At 71.5% G+C, this 20,202-nt stretch carries 11 protein-coding genes; 4 read left to right on the forward strand and 7 right to left on the reverse strand.

Annotation, left to right across the window (positions count from 1 at the left end):
• Positions 1 to 3: 3 nt before the first annotated feature.
• A complete protein-coding gene (gene mfd / locus QWJ39_RS14210; protein WP_290258498.1) occupies positions 4 to 3,639 on the reverse strand; it encodes a transcription-repair coupling factor in 3,636 nt (1,211 codons plus the stop codon).
• A 240-nt stretch (positions 3,640 to 3,879) separates the two neighbouring features.
• Between mfd and QWJ39_RS14215 the strand changes: the two genes are divergently transcribed.
• From QWJ39_RS14215 to QWJ39_RS14230, 4 genes are all read left to right on the forward strand, one after another.
• Positions 3,880 to 5,439, forward strand: coding sequence for an SDR family oxidoreductase (locus QWJ39_RS14215; protein WP_290258500.1), 1,560 nt, complete (start codon positions 3,880 to 3,882; stop codon positions 5,437 to 5,439).
• 47 nt (positions 5,440 to 5,486) lie between these two features.
• Positions 5,487 to 5,984, forward strand: coding sequence for a DUF2505 domain-containing protein (locus QWJ39_RS14220; RefSeq protein WP_290258501.1), 498 nt, complete (start codon positions 5,487 to 5,489; stop codon positions 5,982 to 5,984).
• 3 nt (positions 5,985 to 5,987) lie between these two features.
• A complete protein-coding gene (locus tag QWJ39_RS14225; protein WP_290258502.1) occupies positions 5,988 to 6,206 on the forward strand; it encodes an SCO4848 family membrane protein in 219 nt (72 codons plus the stop codon).
• 137 nt (positions 6,207 to 6,343) lie between these two features.
• Entirely contained in the window at positions 6,344 to 6,475 is a 132-nt protein-coding gene (locus QWJ39_RS14230) for a hypothetical protein (protein ID WP_290258503.1), read from the forward strand.
• Here the strand turns inward: QWJ39_RS14230 and sufU are convergent.
• The 6 genes from sufU to QWJ39_RS14260 form a co-directional block, all read right to left on the reverse strand.
• Positions 6,472 to 6,939 (reverse strand): Fe-S cluster assembly sulfur transfer protein SufU, encoded by a 468-nt coding sequence (gene sufU / locus QWJ39_RS14235; protein ID WP_290258504.1) that lies wholly within the window; start codon positions 6,937 to 6,939, stop codon positions 6,472 to 6,474. The genes QWJ39_RS14230 and sufU overlap by 4 nt on opposite strands.
• Before the next feature lie 9 nt (positions 6,940 to 6,948).
• The gene (locus tag QWJ39_RS14240; protein ID WP_290258505.1) at positions 6,949 to 8,256 is read right to left on the reverse strand and encodes a SufS family cysteine desulfurase; all 1,308 of its coding nucleotides are present in this window, start codon (positions 8,254 to 8,256) and stop codon (positions 6,949 to 6,951) included.
• Positions 8,257 to 8,886: 630 nt separating this feature from the next.
• Entirely contained in the window at positions 8,887 to 11,598 is a 2,712-nt protein-coding gene (locus QWJ39_RS14245; RefSeq protein ID WP_290258506.1) for a LuxR family transcriptional regulator, read from the reverse strand.
• A gap of 60 nt (positions 11,599 to 11,658) precedes the next feature.
• Positions 11,659 to 14,271: a LuxR C-terminal-related transcriptional regulator gene (locus QWJ39_RS14250; RefSeq protein ID WP_290258507.1), complete on the reverse strand. Its 2,613-nt coding sequence runs from the start codon at positions 14,269 to 14,271 to the stop codon at positions 11,659 to 11,661.
• Positions 14,272 to 14,688: 417 nt separating this feature from the next.
• A complete protein-coding gene (locus tag QWJ39_RS14255; protein WP_290258509.1) occupies positions 14,689 to 17,409 on the reverse strand; it encodes a LuxR family transcriptional regulator in 2,721 nt (906 codons plus the stop codon).
• A complete protein-coding gene (locus QWJ39_RS14260) occupies positions 17,396 to 20,128 on the reverse strand; it encodes a LuxR C-terminal-related transcriptional regulator (protein ID WP_290258510.1) in 2,733 nt (910 codons plus the stop codon). Before QWJ39_RS14260 ends, QWJ39_RS14255 begins: the two co-directional genes overlap by 14 nt.
• Positions 20,129 to 20,202: the final 74 nt, after the last annotated feature.

A 20,202-nucleotide genomic window follows, 5' to 3' on the forward strand; every position in this document is an offset into this window, starting at 1 on the left:
GGCCTAGCCCGCGGCGGGCGGGGCGTCGGTGAAGATCGCCTCGATCACGCTGTTGGCCCAGGCCAGGATCTCGGCGTCCTGCAGGTCTCGGCCGCCGATCCGGGCGGTCTTGGGCTTGGGAATCAGCACCGCGTCCAGCGCCGGCTTGGTCTGCGAGCCCGGGTACATCCGGGCCAGCCGCATCTGCTTGGACTCGGGCAGCTGGGCGGGCGAGAATTTAATGAAGTTCCCCTGCAGGGCTACGTCGGTCAGGCCGGCCTCGCGCGCCCCGACTCGGAAGCGGGCCACGGCCACGAGGTTCTGCGCGGGCAGCGGCAACTCCCCGTAGCGGTCCACCAGCTCGGCCTCGACTTCCTCGATCGCCTCGTTGGTGAGAGCCGACGCCAGCTTCCGGTACGCCTCGAGGCGGAGCCGTTCGCCGGGGACGTAGTCGTGCGGCAGGTGCGCGTTGACCGGCAGCTCGATCTTCATCTCGGCGGCCTTTTCCTCGGCCTCGCCGCGGTAATCCGCCACGGCCTCGCCGACCAGCCGGATGTAGAGGTCGAAGCCGACGCCCTGGATGTGGCCGGACTGTTCTCCGCCGAGCAGGTTGCCGGCGCCGCGGATCTCGAGGTCCTTCATGGCCAGCTGCATGCCGGCGCCAAGCTCATTGTGGGTGGCCACGGCCTTGAGCCGCTCCAGCGCCACCTCGCCCAGCGGCTTCTCCGAGGGGTAGAGGAAGTAGGCGTAGGCGCGTTCCCGGCCGCGGCCCACCCGCCCGCGCAGCTGGTGCAGCTGCGAGAGCCCGTACTTGTCCGCGCCGTCGACGATCAGGGTGTTGGCGTTGGAGATGTCCAGGCCGGTCTCGATGATGGTGGTGCAGACCAGGACGTCGAAGCGCTTCTCCCAGAAGTCCACGATGATCTGTTCCAGCCGGCTCTCGGACATCTTGCCGTGCGCCACCTCCACGCGCGCCTCGGGCACGAGTTCGCGGATCTTCGCGGCGGTGCGCTCGATCGTGGAGACCCGGTTGTGGACGAAGAAGACCTGCCCCTCGCGCATCAGCTCGCGGCGGATCGCGGCGGAGGTCTGCTTGTCCGTGTACGGGCCCACGTAGGTCAGCACCGGGTGCCGCTCCTCCGGCGGGGTGGCCAGGGTGGAGGTCTCGCGGATGCCGGTCAGCGACATCTCCAGGGTGCGCGGGATCGGCGTCGCGCTCATGGCCAGGACGTCCACGTTGGTGCGCATCTTCTTCAGCGCCTCCTTGTGTTCGACGCCGAAGCGCTGCTCCTCGTCCACGATCACCAGGCCCAGGTCCTTGAACTCGAAGTCCTTGGACAGCAGCCGGTGGGTGCCGATGACGACGTCGACCGCGCCGGTCTTGACGCCTTCGGCCGTCTCCTTGGCCTCCTTGGCGGCCTGGAAGCGGGACAGGGGCCGGACCCGCAGCGGGAACCCGGAGAACCGCTCGGTGAAGGTCTCGTAGTGCTGCTGGGCGAGCAGGGTAGTGGGCACCAGCACGGCCACCTGCTTGCCGTCCTGGACGGCCTTGAACGCGGCCCGGACGGCGATCTCGGTCTTGCCGTAGCCGACGTCGCCGGAGACCAGGCGGTCCATCGGGATCTCCCGCTCCATGTCCGCCTTGACCTCGTTGATGGTGGTCAGCTGGTCCGGGGTCTCCACGTACGGGAAGGCCTCCTCCAGCTCGCGCTGCCAGGGCGTGTCCGGGCCGAAGGCGTGGCCGCGGGAGGCCATCCGGGCCGAGTAGAGCCGGATCAGCTCGCCGGCGATCTCCTTGACCGCCTTGCGGGCCTTGGACTTGGTGCTGGCCCAGTCGGAGCCGCCCATCTTGCTCAACACCGGGGTGTCGCCGCCGACATAGCGGGTGACCTGGTCCAGCTGGTCGGTGGGGACGAAGAGCCGGTCGCCGGGGGCGCCGCGCTTGGACGGGGCGTACTCAAGCACCAGGTACTCGCGCACACCGTCGCCTCCACCGGCCACCTTGCGCTGGATCAGCTCGACGAACCGGCCGATGCCGTGCTGTTCGTGCACCACGAAGTCGCCGGCGAGCAGCTGCAGCGGGTCGACGGCGTTGCGCCGCTTGGAGGGCATCCGCCGCATGTCCTTGGTGGACCCGGCGGAGGTGCGGCCCAGCAGGTCCGCCTCGGTCAGCAGCGCCGTCTTCAGCCCGTCCAGGACGAAGCCGCGGCCCACGCATGCGGTGGTGACCTCGATCAGCCCCGGCTGCGGCTCCGCTTCGAGCGTCTCGACCCGGGCGCAGGGGATGTCGTTGTCGTGGAACAGTTCGGCGAGGCGCTGGGCGGGGCCGGGGCCCTCGGTGGCGACCACGATCCGCCACTGGTCGCGCACGTGCGAGCCGATGAAGTCCATCATCTCGGCGACGTCGCCCTGGTAGCCGCGCGGTTCGCGGGCGTGCAGGTTCACGACGTCGATGTCCGGCAGCAGCTCCTCGTCGCTGGCCAGGGAGCTGATCGACCACCAGGACACCTGGTGCTCCAGCGCGGTGGCGCGGGTCTCGGCCAAGGACCGGAAGCTGGCCGAGTGCAGCGCCTCGGACGCGGCGGCGCTCAAATCCAGCGGTGCAGACCCGCCGTCGGACGCGGTGGACCAGGCCGCCTCGAGGAATTCCTCGTTAGTGGCGGCGAGGTCGTGGGCGCGGGTGCGGACCTTCTCGGGTTCGATCACGACGGCGATCGAACCGGCCGGGAACTGGTCCACGAACGGAACCATCGAATCCACCAGCACCGGGGCGAGGGACTCCATGCCCTCGACGGCAATGCCGCCGGCGATCTTCTCCAGCATGTCCGCGGCGGCCGGCAGCTGGGACTTCAGCGTCGCGGCGCGGGACATCACGGAGGGGGTGATCAGGATTTCGCGACACGGCGGGGCGTGCAGTTTGGTGGGGTGGTGCACGCCGGGGGCGGTCAGCGAGCGCTGGTCGGCGACGGCGAACCAGCGCATCTGTTCGACCTCGTCGCCGAAGAACTCCACCCGGATGGGGTGGTCCTCGGTGGGCGGGAAGACGTCCAGCATGCCGCCGCGGACGGCGAACTCGCCGCGCCGGGTGACCATGTCCACCCGGGCGTAGGCGGCGGCCGCGAGGTTCTTCACCACCTCGCCGAACGGGGCCTCCTGGCCCACCGTCAGGGTCACGGGCACCAGCTCTCCCAGCCCCGCCACGATCGGCTGGACGACGGCGCGGACGGGGGCGACGACGACGCGCAGCGGCGTGCCGGAGGCCTCCGGGTGGGCCAGGCGGCGCAGCACGGAGAGGCGGCGGCCGACGGTGTCCGAGCGCGGGGAGAGCCGTTCGTGCGGGAGGGTCTCCCAGCTGGGGAACTCGGCGATGCTGCCGGCGGGCAGGAACGCGTCCAGGGCCTGCACCAGGTCCTCCGCCTCACGCCCGGTCGCGGTCACGGCCAACACGACGGGTGCGGCGGTGCCGCCGGCGTCGGACGCGAGCAGGCCGTCCGATACCTCGGCCAGCAGGGCCGCGCGCAGCCCGGCCGGGGCGCTGAGCTGGTAGCCCTCGCTGCGGGCGGAGACCGGCCGGGACGCCTCGGCCTGCACCCGGGCGAAGGTTGAGTCCCGGGCGAGGACGCGCCGCAGGCCGGAAAGTGAGGGGCCGGGAAGGCTCATGGCGGAAACTCCTGAACTGATCGCTGACGTGCAGGCAACACGAATACCCGGAATTCGCAAGAATCCCGGGTGATTCCAGCCTACCGCCACCGGAGCGGACCGGGCACCCGGGCGCTAAGCTGGCAGGACGGGCCCGGCCCGTTCCGGCTCCCCTTCCACGCCTGTTTCGTGGCAGCGGGACGTCCGGCGGCCCCGCCGCTCCGAATGGCTAATATCCGCAACGAGAAGGAGCCACCCGCAATGACCGGCATCCCCCCTACCCCGCACCCCAAGACGGTCCTGGTCACCGGCGCCACCGGCTACATCGGCGGCCGGCTGGTCCCCCGGCTGCTGGAGGCCGGGCACAAGGTCAAGGTCCTGGTCCGGACGCCGGCGAAGATCGCGGGCGTCCCCTGGCTGGAGCAGGTGGAGGTGGTGCAAAGCAGCCTCGATGACGGCGCGGCACTCAAGGCTGCCCTGGCCGGCGTCGACGTCCTCTACTACCTGGTCCACTCGATGGCCGGCGGCTCCGGCTTCGAGGCCAAGGAAAAGGCGATGGCGGCGCTCACCGCGGAGGCGGCCGAGTCCGCCGGCGTGGACCGGATCGTCTACCTCGGCGGCCTGCACCCCTCCGGCGCCGAACTCTCCACCCACATGCGCTCCCGCGAGGCCGTGGGCAAGATCTTCCTGGACAGCCCCGTGGACGCCGTCGTCTTCCAGGCCGGCGTGGTGATCGGCTCCGGCTCCGCGTCCTTTGAGATGATCCGGCACCTGTCCGAGACGCTGCCGCTGATGCCGGCCCCCAGCTGGGTGCGCAACAAGATCGAGGCGATCGCCGTCCGCGACGTGCTCTACTACCTGGTCGGCGCGGCCTCGCTGGAGGGCCCGATCAACCGCACCTTCGACATCGGCTCCCGGCAGGTGCTCACCTACGCCGGGATGATGCAGGAGTACGCCGCGGAGGCCGGGCTGCCCTACCGGATGGTGCTGGCCCTGCCCGTTCCGGCCCCGAAGCTGGCCGGCATGTGGGTGGCCCTGACCACGCCAATCCCGCTGTCCATGTCCCTGCCGCTGGTGGAATCTCTTCAGCACGACGCCGTGGCGCGCGAACACGACATCGACGACTTCATCCCGCAGCCCGACGGCGGCCTGACCCCCTACCGCCGCGCCGTCGCCCTGGCCCTGGGCCGGGAACGCGACGGGCAGGTGGAGACCACGTGGGCGAACGCGGGCGCCGACGCCGACCCGTTGCCGAGCGACCCGGAGTGGGCCGGGCACCGGGTCTACGTGGATGAGCGCAGCTACTCCAGCCCGGCGGCCCCGGACCACGTCTGGACCATCATCGAGGGCATCGGCGGGCAGAACGGCTGGTACTCCCTGCCGCTGGCGTGGAGCGTCCGCGGCTGGCTGGATAAGCTGACCGGCGGGGCCGGGCTGGCCCGCGGCCGTCGCCACCCGCGGCTGCTGGCCGAGGGCGAAGTGGTGGACTGGTGGCGGGTGGAGCGGATCGACCGCGGCCGGCTGCTCCGGCTCCGTGCCGAGATGCGCGCCCCGGGCCGGGCCTGGCTGGAGCTCATGGTGGAACCGGAGGGCAACGGCAGCCTCTACCGGCAGCGGGCCATCTTTTTCCCCAAGGGGCTCAGCGGCAAGCTCTACTGGCTGGCCGTGCTGCCGTTCCACAGCCTGATTTTCCCCGCCATGTCGCGGAATATCGCGGCGGCGGCCCAACGGCTCGCAGAGACAGAACCAGAGGCGAAACCAGTGCCGGAACCGGAACGGGCGCCGAAGACCGAATCGGAACCGGCCGGGCCTAACGCGTAAGATGTTTGGAGCCCGAAACGACCCCTTCCACCCCCTGGAGGACCCTAATGGCCCTGAGCGCATCCACCACCCTTCCGCACACCGTCGAGAGTGTCACCGCAGTCTTCGCCAACGAGGACTTCCTGCGCCACACCAGTGAACTGGTCGGCGGCACCCTGGAATCGTTCGCCGTCGACGGCGATACGGCCGGCGCATTCAACACCACCACCGTGCGCACCATCCCCACCACCCGGATGCCGGACATCGCCCGGAAGTTCGTCGGCGAGAGCCTGAAGGTCACCCAGCTTGAGAGCTGGGGCGCCCCGGCGGCAGACGGTTCGCGGGAAAGCAACATCTCCCTCAAGGTCGCCGGCGCCCCGCTGGACGTCACCGCCGTGCAGCGCCTCGTGGCCGAGGGCGGCAGCACCCGCATCGAACTCGAGGGAACCGTGTCCTCTTCCGTGCCGTTCCTCGGCGGGAAGATCGCCGACGCCGCCGAGCCGATGGTGGGCAAGGCCCTAAACATCCAGGCCACCCAGGCGCAGGCCTGGCTCGAAAGCCACTAGGCCATGGAGCTTCCCGTCCTCGCCGCCGTCGTCCTGATCATCGCCGGCATCTGGTCGCTGGTGGTCTGGCCGCAGTTCCTGCGCCGCGTGCGCAACGATCCGCGGGCCCGTGACGCCAATGGCAAGGCCACCCGGTTCCTGACCGTGCACGTGGTGCTGGTCAGCATCTCGATGGTGCTCGGTGCGGCCACGGCCGGGATCGGGATCGCCGGGCTCTTCTGATTCCGCGGTCCCTTCCGGACCCCACCCGGCCGTCGCGAAATGTGAGTAGGCAACCCGCTCACGTAAGCGGCGGCCGGGCCTTTTTTTGCGTGGACCGCACGCTGTTTCCGGCCGCCGGCCCGCCGTCCAATGGTGCTATGGACATGGATGGAATGGAACGGGTCTGGCACGGCAGCCACCGGAAGCCGGGCGGACGGAACTGGTCGATGTACACCGCGCTGGCCATGATGGTGCTGCTCTTCGGCATCATCGCCAGCTACGTGCCCTAGCTCTCCTGCCGGCCCAGCGCCTGGGTGAGGGCGTCCTCGGCGGCAACCCAGGAGAGCATGGCGCACTTGACCCGCGCGGCGTAGCGGGACACACCCTCGAACGCGGCGGCGTCGCCGAGGATCTCCGGATCCGCGGCCACCTTGCCGCGGGAGCGCAACACCTCACGGAAGCTGTCGATGATGCGCTGCAATTCCGCCGTGTCCAGGTCCTCGGCGAGCTCGGTCAGGACAGAGGCGGACGCCATCGAGATCGAGCACCCCTCACCGTCCCAGCGGAGGTCGCTGACCTTCCCGCCGGCCACGGACACCCGCACGGTAATCTCGTCGCCGCAGGTCGGGTTCAGCTGGTGCGACTGGCCGGACGCGGCCCCCGCAGGGAACTCCACCCCCGCATCCAGGCCGTTGCCGTGCCGTTCCTTGGCGTGCTCGAGGATGATTTGTTGGTACAGCTGGTCAAGGCTCACGGGCGGTCCTCAGGCGTTGAAGTAGGGACGGACACCGGCGACCGCGTCGAGGAACGCGTCGACGTCGTCGGTGGTGTTGTACAGGTAGGTGCTGGCGCGGGTGCTCGCCGTCAGGCCCAGGCGGCGGTGCAGCGGCTGGGCGCAGTGGTGGCCCACGCGCACGGCGATGCCGCGGCTGTCCAGGAACTGCCCGACGTCGTGGGCGTGGACGCCGGCGACGTCGAACGCGGCCAGGCCGATCCGTTCCCGGCCGGCGGCGGGGCCGAGCACGCGGATGCCGGGGATCGCCTCGAGGCCCTCGACGAGCCGTTGGCCGAGCGTGGCCTCCCAGGCGTGGATCCGGGCCAGGCCGGTCTCGGTCAGGTAGTTCGCCGCGGCCGCGAGCGCCACCGCCTGGGAGATCCGCTGGGTGCCGGCCTCGAAGCGCTGCGGGCTGGGCAGGAAGCCTGCGCGGTCCATGGTGACCGTGGTGATCATGGACCCGCCGGTGAGGAACGGGGGCATGGCGTTGAGCAGCTCCGAGCGGCCGTAGAGGCCGCCGATCCCGGTGGGTCCGAGCATCTTGTGGCCGGAGAAGACGGCGAAGTCCACGTCCAGGGCCTTGACGTCGAGCTCCAGGTGCGGGGCGGACTGGCAGGCGTCCAGGACCACCAGCGCGCCGACGGCCCGGCCCAGCGCGACCAGGTCGTTAACGGGGTTGATGGTGCCGAGGACGTTGGAGGCATGGGTGAAGGCCAGGACCCGGGTGCGGGGGCCGATCAGCCGGGCGGCTGCCTCCAGGTCCAGGGCACCGGAGTCGTCCACGGGGATGTAGTCCAGGGTGGCGCCGGTCCGGGCGGCGAGCTGCTGCCACGGGATGAGGTTGGCGTGGTGCTCCATCTCGGTGACAACGATCCGGTCGCCGGCGCCGAGGGCGAACCGGGCGGCCTCCGCGGGGGCGCCGGGCAGGGAGGCGTTGAGGAAGGAGTAGCTGAGCAGGTTCAGGCCCTCGGTGGCGTTCGAGGTCCAGATCAGTTCGTCGACGCCGGCGCCGATGAACGCGGCGACGGTTTCCCTGGCGTCCTCGAAGACGTCGGTGGCCTCCACGGCCAGGTGGTGGGCACCCCGGTGCACGGCGGCGTTGCGCTGCTCGTAGAACTCCTGCTCGGCTTCGAGGACGCTGGTGGGGTTCTGCGAGGTGGCACCGGAGTCCAGGTACACCAGCGGCTGGCCGTTCACGGGCCGGTTGAGGATCGGGAAGTCGTTGCGGATCCTCAGGACCTCGTCGTTCCCCAGGGCCGGGGCCGGGCTGGGCAGGTGGGCTGGTGGTGCAACCATGGGTGGAACTCCTGATCGGCAGTCGCTGCGTCGGCGTCCGCCGGCGGGTGAGCGCGGGGTGGGCGACCGATTACGTTACACAGATTTAGCCTAATTATTCCACGGCCCGGCCGGATGCCCCACGGAGGGCCCCCTTACCGCCGGAACTTACCGCCGGAACGCGGGGCGCTCCCGGGCTTCTCCCCGCGTTCCGGGCAACCACAGGCCACGTGCCGATCAGACAAGCGCCCTGTCCCGGGCAGCCAAACGCCCCACCGGCGGGCCTTGGGTTCCCGGGCGGGGCGTTTGATTCCTGCGTCTGCCGCCGGATGGACCTGGCGGGAGACCGTAAAGGGAGCCGGCGGCGGCTGGGGGGAGAGCCTCGGTCTCAGAAGGCTCTGACGCCGCCGGCTCCGTCTAAGGGGTACGGCTGCCGGTTGGGGGCACCGTACGGTTCCATCGAAGGAAGCCGGATGAAGCGAAAGCCAAGTGTGTGGAGCGTTGTCCTTTCGGGGCCGTTCCCTTGACTGAGTCAAGTTAACCAAATCCCGCCGGTGCTCCACACGAGTAGGACTTACCCGACTTCCCTCCGCCGCTACCCTGCCGAACTACTTAGGCGTACTCCCGGCCGGTCGGAGCGCCGGCCGGGAACTACGCAGGACCTCCCGGCGGCCCCGTCCCCGGCCCGGATCCGGGTGCCGGAGGGGTCAGGAAGTCCGGTTCAGCGTCGACCAGTTCGGAGCGCCGGCTGACGCCCAGCTTGGCGAAGACCCGGTACAGGTGGCCCTCCACCGTGCGGGTGGAGAGGGTCAGGGCGGCGGCGATCTCGACGTTGCTGGCGCCCTGGCTGACGAGCCTGAGGATTTCGGCTTCCCGGGCCGTCAGGTCCGCGTGGTGGTCCCCATGGACAATGTTGATGCTCTCCGACATCCCGGCCGCGACCATGCGGTGGTGGACCTTGCGCTGGACCACCGTCAGCTTCCACTTGTGCGGATCGTTTTCCAGGCAGCGGGCGGCCTGCTGGGCGGCTTCCAGGGCCAGGAGCAGGTAGCCGGCCGCCAGCGCCTCGTCGCTGAGGGTACTGAGCGCGGTGGTGTCGGAGTCGGCCACGGCGCGGGCGAAGGCGCGCAGCAGGGAGCCCTCTGGCCCCTCGATCGCGGCGCTGCTGAGGGCCAGCGCCTCCGCGGCGGCCGGGTCGCCGTCGCGCACGGCCAGCCGCCGGATCTCCGTCTCGACACCGAACAGGCCACGGTCCCGTGCACCGTCCGCCAGCCGGTCCAGCCGGTGCTGCCGGGCGGCCGGGCCGGCACCGCCGTCGTCCGCGGCGGTGCAGTAGGCATCGGCGAGCAACCGCAGCGGGGCCGGCCCGCCCAGCGGTTCCGCACGGTAGGCACGCGCATTAGCGGCGGCGTCGTCGTTCCGGCCGACGACGAAGGCGGCGTAGGCCGCGAGCCCGTGGGCCAGCGGACGCAGCCGCCACGGGTCGGCGACGGTCAGCTCCTCGACGCCGATCAGCAGTTCGGCCAGGCTCTCCGGGAACCGGCCCTGGCGCAGGCGGGAGAATCCGCGCACCAAGTGCAGCAGCCCGCCGCTGTAGAGCAGTCGGAAGGGCAGGGCCGCGGCGTAGCCGTCCACCGCGGCGGCGAGTTCGTCCCACTCCCCCGCCCGGACCAGGTTCAGGCAGTGCCGGGCGAGCAGGTCCTCACGCACCAGCGGCAACGCGGCCGTCGCCGGGCCCGCCTGGGGCCATGCCTGCCGGTCCGTCCCGAGCCCGGTCACAACCTGCCCCCGCACCGACTGCAGCTCCGCCACCCGGAATGCCGCGGGGACGCCCAGCTCCTCCGGCACGCCGGGGAGGTTGGCCAGGGCTGCCCAGCGGCGCTGCAGCTCCCCCGCGGGCTCGTCGTCCGGGCCCAGCAGCAGCCGCGCGGCCAGGCCGGGCGCCGCCGAACCGGACCACTCCGCTGCGGTATCCCGGCCCCCCGCGCCGGGGCTGATGCCGTCGTCGTCGCCTGCCGGGCCCGCCTGGCCCGCCGGGCCGGTCTCCGGGGCAGCATTTCCCAGCCGCGCTGTCAGGAGGGCCGCCAGGTAGGAGGGTCGGCCGTAGGGAACGGCCCCCGCGGACCTCAGCTGCCCGGCGGCGGCCTCCGTCCGGCCTAGGAGGTACTGCGCGTAGGCCAGCTGGATCTTCGCCTCCGGCGCGCGGTCACCCCCGGCGGCGGCGGTGGCGGCACGGAGCGCGGTGACGGCGTCGAGGGCGGCGTTCGCCCGTGCGGCGCCGTACACCAGCTCGGCGGGGGCGAGCTCGGCGCCGGCGTCAAGCGCCCAGCGGAGCCGGTTGAGGTAGGCCTCGGGGTGGCCGTCGCTGAAGCCCGGCAGTTGCAGCAGGCTGGCCCGCAGCCCGGCGCTCCGTCCGGCGGGGACCCTGCCGCGGACGATCTCGCCCACCATGGGGCTGGCCGGCCGGACCAGCCGCTCCTGGTCACGGGAGACGGCGATAATCCCGGCCATCTCGAGGGCGTCGACGGTCTTGGGGTTGCTGAAGTGCAGGATCTCGCCGAGCGAGAGCGGCCCGGCGAGGGAGACGATCGCGGCCACGGTCTGTTCCTCGGCGGGCAGGGACCGCACCCGGTGGTCCACCAGGTCCGCGGCCGGTACCCGGGCCAGATCCGGGGGCGCCAGGAGGATCCAGGTTCCCCGGCGCAGCCCGATGGAGCCTGTCTTTTGGGCATACCGGAGCAGGGACATGAGCAGGGCCGGCAGCCCGGCGGTGACGGTGCCGAAGAGTTCGCTCAGCCAGGGCGAGACGTCCGCCCGCAGCGCCTGCTCGCAGAACTGGTGCACCTCGGAGCGGGTGAGCGGGGCGAGGTCGTACTTGGCGATCAGGCCGTCGTCCCAGAGGGCCAGGAATTCCTCCGGCGTGGACGGGCCGGTCCGGCAGGCGGCCAGCAGCCGGGCGGCCCCGGTCGCCACTGCCTGGGCGATCATCCGGACCGTCCCGGCGTCCAGGTCCTGGGCGTCGTCGATGACGAAGAGGGGCGGGGCGGGGCTGTTCTTCAGGCGCTTGGTGAAGGCCCGCGCGACGGCGGCGGACGAATCGAGATCGTGCACCGGAAGGTCGGTCAGGACGGGGCCGAGGGCGCCGAACGGCACGGCGGAGAGCATCGCCGTCGGGGCGAGCCGGATCACCTCGCCGCGGCCGGGAAGTTCACGCAGGATCTCGCGCACGACGGCGGTTTTCCCGGACCCGGCGACACCGACGAGGAGCGCCCCGGAGCGTTCCTCGTCCCGCAGGCACGCCACGGCGTCCCGGACGACACCGGACCTGCCGATGAGCGCCATCTGGTCCGTGAGGCTTTCCACCCAGGTCCTTTCCCCGCTGGCGGCTGGCGGCCGCCGGGCCCGATGAGCTGTGGCGCCCCGCTAGCCGATGCGGGCGTTGCCGGTGGTTCCGGCGATGGCATCTTTAAGTTCGGACCGGCTCGCCAGATGGAGCTTGGCGTACACCTGGTAGAGGTGGCCTTCCACGGTCCGGACCGAGACCTGCATCTGTTCGGCAATCTTGCGGTTCGACGTCCCGGCCGCGGCCCGGACCGCGACCTCGCACTCGCGTGCTGTGAGGATGGACGAGGTCAGGGCCTGGACGCCGTTGCGGGGTCCGCCGAAGCGTTCGTCCAGCATGTGCTCGGTGCGCTGGGCGACCCGCAGGGCGATCCGGTTGCCGGCGTCGTTGGCGCAGGTGACGGCCTTGCGCGCCACGTCCCGGGCGAAGACGGCGTCGCCCGCGGCGTCGGCATCCTTGGCCACGGTCAGCAGCGCCTCGCTGGCGGCGTCCTTGACGCCGTTGGCCAGGCGCAGGCAGAGCATCGCGAACTGGCCCGTGACGCTGCCGGCCAGGCCGCCGAGCTTCTGGCTGGCCTGGCGGTCGCCGAGCCGCGCGGCGGCGGACTGGAACAACAGCGCGGTGGCCACGGCTCCCGCCTCGGAGTCGGCGTCCGCCTCGGCTGCCAGGGCGCGGATCGCGGCGGCCCGCTGGCCCAGTTCCGCGGTGGCGCCCAGCTCGAAGTAGCGGGTGAGCCGCGCGGTGAGCCACGGGGCCGGGTGTTCCAGGGCGGAGAGTTCCGCCAGCTGGACCGCGGCCTCGTCGGCGTTGCCGTGCAGTCCGTTGGCGTAGGCGCAGGCCGCCGTGGCGAGTCCGGTGAGGGCGTCCCGGTCGTTGGTCCGCAGCTGCCAGAGCCCGGCCTCGAGGCTGTGCAGGGCCTCCTCGAGCCGGCCCGCGTGCAGGCTGATGAGTCCCTCACCGATCTCGAACATGCCGCCCAGGCGTGAATGCGGGTCCGGCACCTCGGAGGTGAGGGTCAGGAACTCGCCAGCCTCCTTGAACCGGGCGGAGAGCAGCATCAGCAGGAGCATCCGGCCGCGGAGTTCGCGCAGGTTCCGGTCCGTCATGGGGACCGTGGCCGCGGCGGAGAGGACCTGCTTGGCCAGGCCGGTGGCGCCCAGGACGTTGCCGGTCACCGCCATGGCCTCGCAGAGCAGGCCGCCGGCGACGACGCCGGATTCTGTGCTGAGGTCCGCGACGTCGAGGTCCTCGCGCATGGCCAGCACGTCGGTGTACCGGCCCTCCTGGACTGCCAGCCTGGCCTCGGCCAGCCGAAGCTGCGCCGCCGCGCGGCGTCCGGCGTCGGTGTCGGCGTCAGGCCGGGCCGCGAGCGACGGTCGCAGGTCCAGCACCCGTCCGGAGGCGGCGGGGGCCGTCCCGGGGCCGCGGTGTTCCAGGTCGGCGAGCAGGATGTTGACCCCCACCCACTCGGGGGCGGTGAGGTCGGAGCCCTGGCCGCCAACCAGCGGGTACAGCAGCCGGCGTGCGGCCTCGTCGTTGCCGAGGCCCAGGTGGGCCCTGGCGGCTTCAATGACGGCCGCGGGCATCTCCGCCAGTTCCTCGACCGCGTGCAGGAAGCGCAGGGCGGCGGCGGGATCGGAGGAGTCGTTGGCGCGCCGGGCCGCCGCGAGGGCCAGCTCGGGGGTGATCTGCTCGCCGCAGTCCAGCGCCCAGGCCACCCCGGTGGGGCCGCCGGGTTCGAGGCTATTGGCGGTTTCCTGCACGGCGGTGAGGCGGCGGCGCAGTTCGGCGCTGCGGCCCGGGGGGACGACGCTTCCGACGATGGCTGCGGTCACGGTGTTGGAGACCCGGACGGTCGGCGGGTGCTCGTGGCTGACCTGGATGAGGCCGCGTTCCTGCAGGGTGTCCATGTCGTGCGGGTTAAAGATGTTCATGAGCGTCTGCAGGGACACGGCACCGGCGAGCGCCAGCAGTTCGAACACGTCCCGCTGGCCGGGGCTGAGGCGGTTCAGGCGTGCCTTGACCACGTCCCGGACCTCGCCGGTGAGCGAGATCGGGCGGCGGCCGAGGACCCAGGTGCCGTCCTGCTTGGCGATCGCGCCCAGCTTGATCTGTTCGCGGGCCAGGGAGTGCAGGAAGAGTGCGTTGCCGCCGCTGGCGGTCCAGAGGGCGCGGGCCGCGGCGTGCGAGAAGTGGCCGCCGTACTCCTGGTTGAGGGTGGCCGAGGTCTCGGCGAAGTCGAACGGCTCCAGATCCACGCGGCGCAGGAGGTCGTCCTTCCACAGGCCCATGATGTCGCCGCCGACATGCGGCAGGTCCACGCAGGCGGCCAGGAGGGTGACGTGGCCGCCGGCGCTGAGCTGGGCGACCATCATGCAGGAGAGGTCGTCCAGGTCGTGGGCGTTGTCCACGAACAGGGCGATGGTGCGGCCCTGGGCCTTGGCGTGCAGCAGCTGGGTCAGGCCGCGCAGGACCATGAGCGGGTGTTCGAGGTGGGAGGAGTCGAGGTCGTTGAGCAGCACGCTGAGCGCCCCGTAGGGCAGCTTCGAGGAGATCGAGCTGCCGCGGACCTGGACCACCAGGTAGTCCTCCCCCAGCTGCTCCAGCGCGCGCTGGGCGATGAAGGACTTGCCGGCGCCGTGCTCGCCTACCAAAACGACGCCGCAGCCGGACCCGGAGGTCAAGGTTTCCACGACGTCGTCAATAATGTGCTGGCGGGTTTGCTGTTTGTCGGGCCGCCCGCCGGCGGCATGGTGCGCGGGTGGAATCACATCTGTTTTACCGCTGCCGGCGGGCACGCCGGTGTCATGCTGAAACATGGGAGAGACCTTCGCAATCAATGGATAGCCAGTGATAGCTCCACCGTATGGATGAGCCCCGGCGATGACACCCGTAGGTAGTACCCGATTGGAAGACAGGTATTCGGAGGCCTTTACTTGGGTGTACTCAGTTCCTTGGCCGGAGGCTCCGGGATGGACCAAGTAGTCCCCCGCCGGTCCGCGTCACCGGGTACGCATCCGGGCGTAGGCGGCTCCGGCGGCCTGTTCTGTGCGTGGTCGGGTAATTGCGGGCAGGGGCGGGCCGCACGCAAAACTGTAGCGGATTCCGGGTCAGTCGTCGGCGGCGAGGCGGCGCAGGTCCTCGCGGCCCTTGATATTCAGCTTGGCGTAGCTGCGGTAGAGGTGGCCCTCCACGGTGCGGACGGAGACCTGCAGTTCGGCGGCGATCTGGCGGTCGCTCAGGCCGCGGACGGCGCGGGCGACGATGTCCCGTTCACGCCGGGTGAGCAGCGCCAGGGCACCGTCCTGGGCGTCCGGCTCCTGCCCCGGGGTGCTGGACGCGCGGTCACGGCAGCGCTGGCGCTGCGCGGTCGCTACCCGTTCCCGCAGGGTGTCCCCCGCCTCGCGGTACGCGGCGGCGGCGTCGTCGTAGGCCTGCGCCGCGAACCCCCACAGCTCGGCTTGCTCGCAGCTCTTGGCCGCCGCCAGCAGTTCCCCGGCGTCCCCGGTGCCCAGCGCCGCCGCATAGGCGCAGACCGCCGCCGGGCGCCGGCCGTCCAGGTCCGGCGCGAGTTCCCGCAGCCGGCCCGCGGCGCTCTTGTCACCGAGGGCCAGCCGCCAGGCCAGCGACTCGAACTCGAGTCCGGCGCCGTCGGGTCCCGCGGACTCCCCCAGCCGCCGCAGCTCCCCGAGGGCATCCGGGTGGTCTTCCAGTTTCGCTTTCCCGTAGACCACCGCCATCGCGGCGAGGGTGCGCAGGTACCGGGAGGCCGGCGGCCTGGCGGATTCGTAGTCCGCCAGCAGCCCCGCGGCCTTGCTCTTGGCCCCCACCTCCGCTGCGGCGGCGAAAGCCATGGCCGCGGTCAGGGCGAAGAGCTGCTGGGCGTCGGCGATCCGCAGGGCCTCCAGGCCTACCCGCAGGGTCTTCTTCGCCTCGGCGGCACGGCCCTGGTAGAGCAGCATGATCCCTGCCGCCGTGTGGACGCCGCCGCCAAAGGCAATCAGGCTGGCCCCGTAACTGGCCGAGAAGCCGCCAAGCACTCCCTCCGCGCCGCTCCAGTTTCCCCCGTGCACCAGCGGGGTGGCCGCGCGGACGGCGAGGAAGTCGGTGAGGAAGGAGACCTCCTCATCGGCCTTCCCGGCGGCCTCGATCCCCCGGGTCGCGGCCGCGTAGGCGTCCTCGGTTTTGCCCCGGACCAGCAGTTGCTCGGCCTCCAGGGCCAGCTCGAAGGCGCGCTCCAGGTGGTTGTCCGGGAGCCCGTCACCGGTCTCCGCGGCGGGGAAGGATTCGCCGGGCTCCGCACCGCCGTCGTCCTCGCGTTCCCCCGCCAGCGCCCGCGCCAGCGCACGGAGGGAGCGGACCCGCGCGGCGGTGGCGGCCCGGATGCTCTCCGCCTCGGCCGGGCGTTCCCCGGCGAGCCGCTCGCCCGCGGCCAACAACTCCTCCGAGCGCCGGACGATCTCGGCCGGCTTGTGACCCAGGGCGGTGAGGACGGCCGCCCACAGCAGCGTGCCGGAGAGCAGGCTCGTGACGGTGCCGCCCCGGCCGAAGTCCGCCTCCAGGATGTCCCGGGCGGCGGCGTGGTTGGCGGTGTTGTAGTACGTGCGTGCCACGATTGCCCGTCCCGCCATGCGCAGGTCCGGGTCCTTGACCTGGCCGGCAGCGCGGCGGGCAAGCTCGTCCTCGAAGAGTCCGCTGGCCAGCGCGGCGGCGCGCAGCAGCTGACGGTCGCCGACCTCCATGCCGCACTCCAGCGACCAGCTCACCTGGCGGAGCAGGCCTTCGGCGCTGGCCGGTTCCCGGTCCATCAGCCGGAGCAGGCCCTGCCGGAGCTGGAGGCTGCGGGCCGGGGACACGAGGTTCCGCAGGGTGTCGCCGTAGGTGGTGTGCCAGAGCCGCAGCTCCGGTTCGGCCGCGTCGGTCACCCGGAGCAGTTCCTGTTCGACCAGTCCGGCGACGGTGTCCTCGTCCACCATGGCCTCGATGAGTTTCCGGGACACCGGCTCGGAGAGTGCCACGAGGTTCAGGGCCGTGCGCTCGTCCGCGGAGAGGCGGAGCAGCTGCCGGCGCACGACGTCGGTGAGCCGCTCGCCGTGGCTGTTCAGGGCGCGGGTGAGGAGCCAGACGCCGTTGTGCTGCTTCAGCGTGCCGTCGTTCCGGGCGTCGTCGATCAGGCAGGTCAGCAGCAGCGGGTTTCCGGCGGAAGCGTGCCAGAGCATTTCCGCGGCACTCGGCAGCACCTGCGGGCCCAGCCTCTCGGCCAGGAAGTCCTGCGTCTGTTCGAGGGTCAGGGGGCGCAGGTCGTGCCGTTCCGCGATGCCCTCGAACCACAGCTCCAGCAGCGGGGTGGGCAGTCCCGGACGGACGGCCGCGCTGACCAGCAGTTTCGCCCAACCGGCGGCCGCGAGCTCCACCAGCACCGAGGCGGTGGCCTCGTCCAGGTCATGGGCGTCGTCCACAATCAGCAGCAGCGGCTGGCCGGTGACCCGCCGCCGGGCCTCCAGGTGGCTCCAGAAGGTCCGCAGCACGGCCAGCTGCGACGTGGCTTCCTCCACCGGAAGCTCCACAATGTAGGGCGCGAGGACACCGTAGGGGACGCTGCCCAGGGCCGGGCTGCCGTGGAGGCGGACGGCGGTGACCTCGTCCCGGAGTTCGGTGGCGACGGCCTCCATAAGGGTGGACTTGCCGATGCCGTGCTCGCCCACCAGCAACACGGCCACGTGCATGCCGCCCCGCAGGGCCTCGGCCGCGGCGCGCAGGTCCTCGGCCCGTCCGGTCAGGCCCGCGCTCCGGGTCTCCCGGGAGGCGGTGGTGGCCTTAGATGAGTCCAAGCAGATCACTCCGCGAGGACACCCCGAGCTTCGTGAAGACCTGGTACAGGTGGCCTTCGACGGTGCGGACGGAGATGCCGATTTCCTGGGCGATGTCCTTGTTGGTGACGCCGTTTCCGGCCAGGGACGCGATCTGCCGTTCCCGGTCGGTCAGCAGCGGCCCCTTGTTCCTGGGTATCACCGGCAGCGACGGTACCGAGTCGGTGAGGGACTCCAGCATGCTGTGCGCCGCGGTGGCGAGGCTGGCCTGGCCGGCGCCCCGGGCGAAGTCGAACGCCAGCGCCGCGCACCGGGCCTGGACCGCGTCGAGCTCCAGCGCGGCGGCCAGGGCGGCGGCGTCGAGCATGGTTTCGGCGTCTTTTTTCCGGCTCCCGACGGCGACCACCCGGGACAGTTCGGCCAGCTGGCCCTGCCGCCGGCCGGCGATTTCCTCCATGAACAGGAAGTCCTTGACCGTGCCGTTCACGGTGGCGCCCAGCATGCTGATGCCGGCCAGCGTGTAGAGGCCGTCGCGGTCGTAGCGTTCGGCCGCGCGGACCAGCCGGTCCTTGGCGTCCGGGTCCCCCAGCCAGCGGGAGGCCATGTCCATGCAGAAGTCCGCGGAGCTGCTGACGACGAACCGGCCCGGTCCGTCGGCGGAGCGGGCCCGGTCCAGGTAGATGGTGGCCTGGACCGAGTTGCCCATCTGGGCGTAGGCGAAGGCCGCGGCGGCATAGGCCTGGCGCAGCGACTGCAGGCTGGGCCGGACCTCCAACTGGGCTATCGCAGCCAGCAGCGGGTCCAGGGCCAGGTGGCCGCGGCCGGCGTAGACATAGGCGAGGCCGACGGCGAGGTCCGTGGCGGCGCTGCCGGAGTGCAGGCCGTGCCCGGCCCGGCCGCTGGCGTCCTTGAGCATGTCGATGCTCTGGCGCCACTGCCCGGCCAGGAGCAGGACGTTGAAGGACCGCCAGGCGAAGTTTTCCCTAAGCCGCGGAACGTTGGCCCGCTCACCCAGCTGGCCGGCGATGTCCCGCATCACGGACCGGGCCTCGAGTTCCCGGCCGGTCATGCCGAGCGCCTCCATCAGAATGATGGCGGCGCGGAGCCGGAAGTCGGGGTCGACGGCATCCGCGGCGGTGTTCTCGGCGGCGTCCCTGAGGCGCTGCATCATGGGCGCGTAGTCGCCGATGAAGGACAGGTAATTGAATTCGCACAGCTCGAGGCAGAGGCCCGCGCAGGCCAGCCCGTCGGCCTCGGTGTCGGGGCCGGACTCCTGGAGCCGGAGCCGGGCCTGCCGGAGCAGTTCCGGGACCTTTCCGGAGCGGTCCTCGAGCCAGGCCATGCAGTCGGCCTTCGAGGCGATGAAGTTGGCGAACGCCCGCGGAGGCAGCGCCATCAGCTGGGCCTCGGAGATGTCGTCTAAGGCGGACATTGCCTGCAGCGGCAGGCCCAGCTGGAGGTAGGCGGCGGCTTTTTGCTGCTGGCCCTCGGGCCATTCGCGGTCCCGGGACCTGATGCTGCCGGCACATTTCAGCGCGAATTTGGGGTCGAAAAGCCGCACGGCCGCCTGAGCCGCTGCCAGGGCGTGGGCGGGTGCGAGTTCGGCGTTGCAGTCGAGGGTCCAGGCGGCGTAGGCCAGCAGGTCCTGGACGGTGAGCTCGCCCAGCTCCTCTTCCCGGTGACCGGGGACCTTGTCCCGCAGCTCCAGGCGGCGCTCCACGCTGAGCCAGTTCCGGACGATGTCCCCCAGGTAGCGGTCGCCGAGGGTGACGAAGTGCCGGTCGGTGCGGTCGACAACGATCTGGCCGGCCTCCTCCATGTCCGCGATGGGGGACGGGCCGTACATCCGGGCCAGGCGGGACAGCGACATGCTCCGGGCGCAGGAGAGCACCTCGATGACCTCGCGGGCCTCCGGGGATTCGCGGGCGTAGCGTGCACGGACGATGTCCTCCAGGGCGGTGCGGCCGTCCAGGACCACTTCGTCCACCAAGGTCCACACGGAGCCGGCGAGGACCAGGTTGCCGCGCTCGATCTGTTCGGAGACCACGGCCTGCAGCAGCGTGGGGCTGCCGCCGACCAGTTCGTGCAGCTGGCTCGCCAGGGCAGTCGATACGCGGTGCCCCAGGGCTGCCTGCAGCACCTTCCGGGTCTCCAGTTCGGTCATGGCGGAGAGCCTGACCTCGGCCAGCTGACCGGAGGTGATGAGCCAGTAGAAGTCCGGCGGGAGGTCGGTGGTGCGCTGCGCGGTGGCGGCCAGGCGGGCGGTGCCGGTCTGCAGCAGGTTCAGCAGCACCCCGGTGCTCTGCTCATCCAGGGCGCCGGCGTTATCGAGCAGGATGACGCATTTGCGGCCCGCGGCGTCGTCCCGGATTAACGAGGTGATCCCGTGCAGGATGGCCGTCGGTGAACCCAGGGAGCTTTGCGGGAGGCGGGCCAGGGTGAAGGACAGGCAGCCGTAGGGGGTGGCGGTACCATTGCCCGGGCTGCGGAGCTGGAGGGTGTAGACGTCCGCGCCGAAGGCGGCGATGGCGCTGCGCCCGACGAGCGACTTACCCACCCCGCGGTCGCCGGTGATCACCACCCCCATGCCCTCGGGGGCGGTCAGGGCACGGACCACGCGGTCGGCGTCGGCCCCGCGTGCCAGGCCTGACCAGGAATGCCGCCCGGCGGATGGCGCGGCCGCGCCCCGGTCGTCGCCGCTGGCTGCGCCGGCCCTGGCCGGAGCGGGAGGCACCGTCACGGAGACGTCCCCCCAATTCAGCGTATCCCTCGACATCAAGCCCCCTCTTACCGCTTGCGGACGGCTTATCCCGC

Source organism: Arthrobacter sp. YD4 (assembly GCF_030410515.1).
GTDB lineage: Bacteria > Actinomycetota > Actinomycetes > Actinomycetales > Micrococcaceae > Arthrobacter.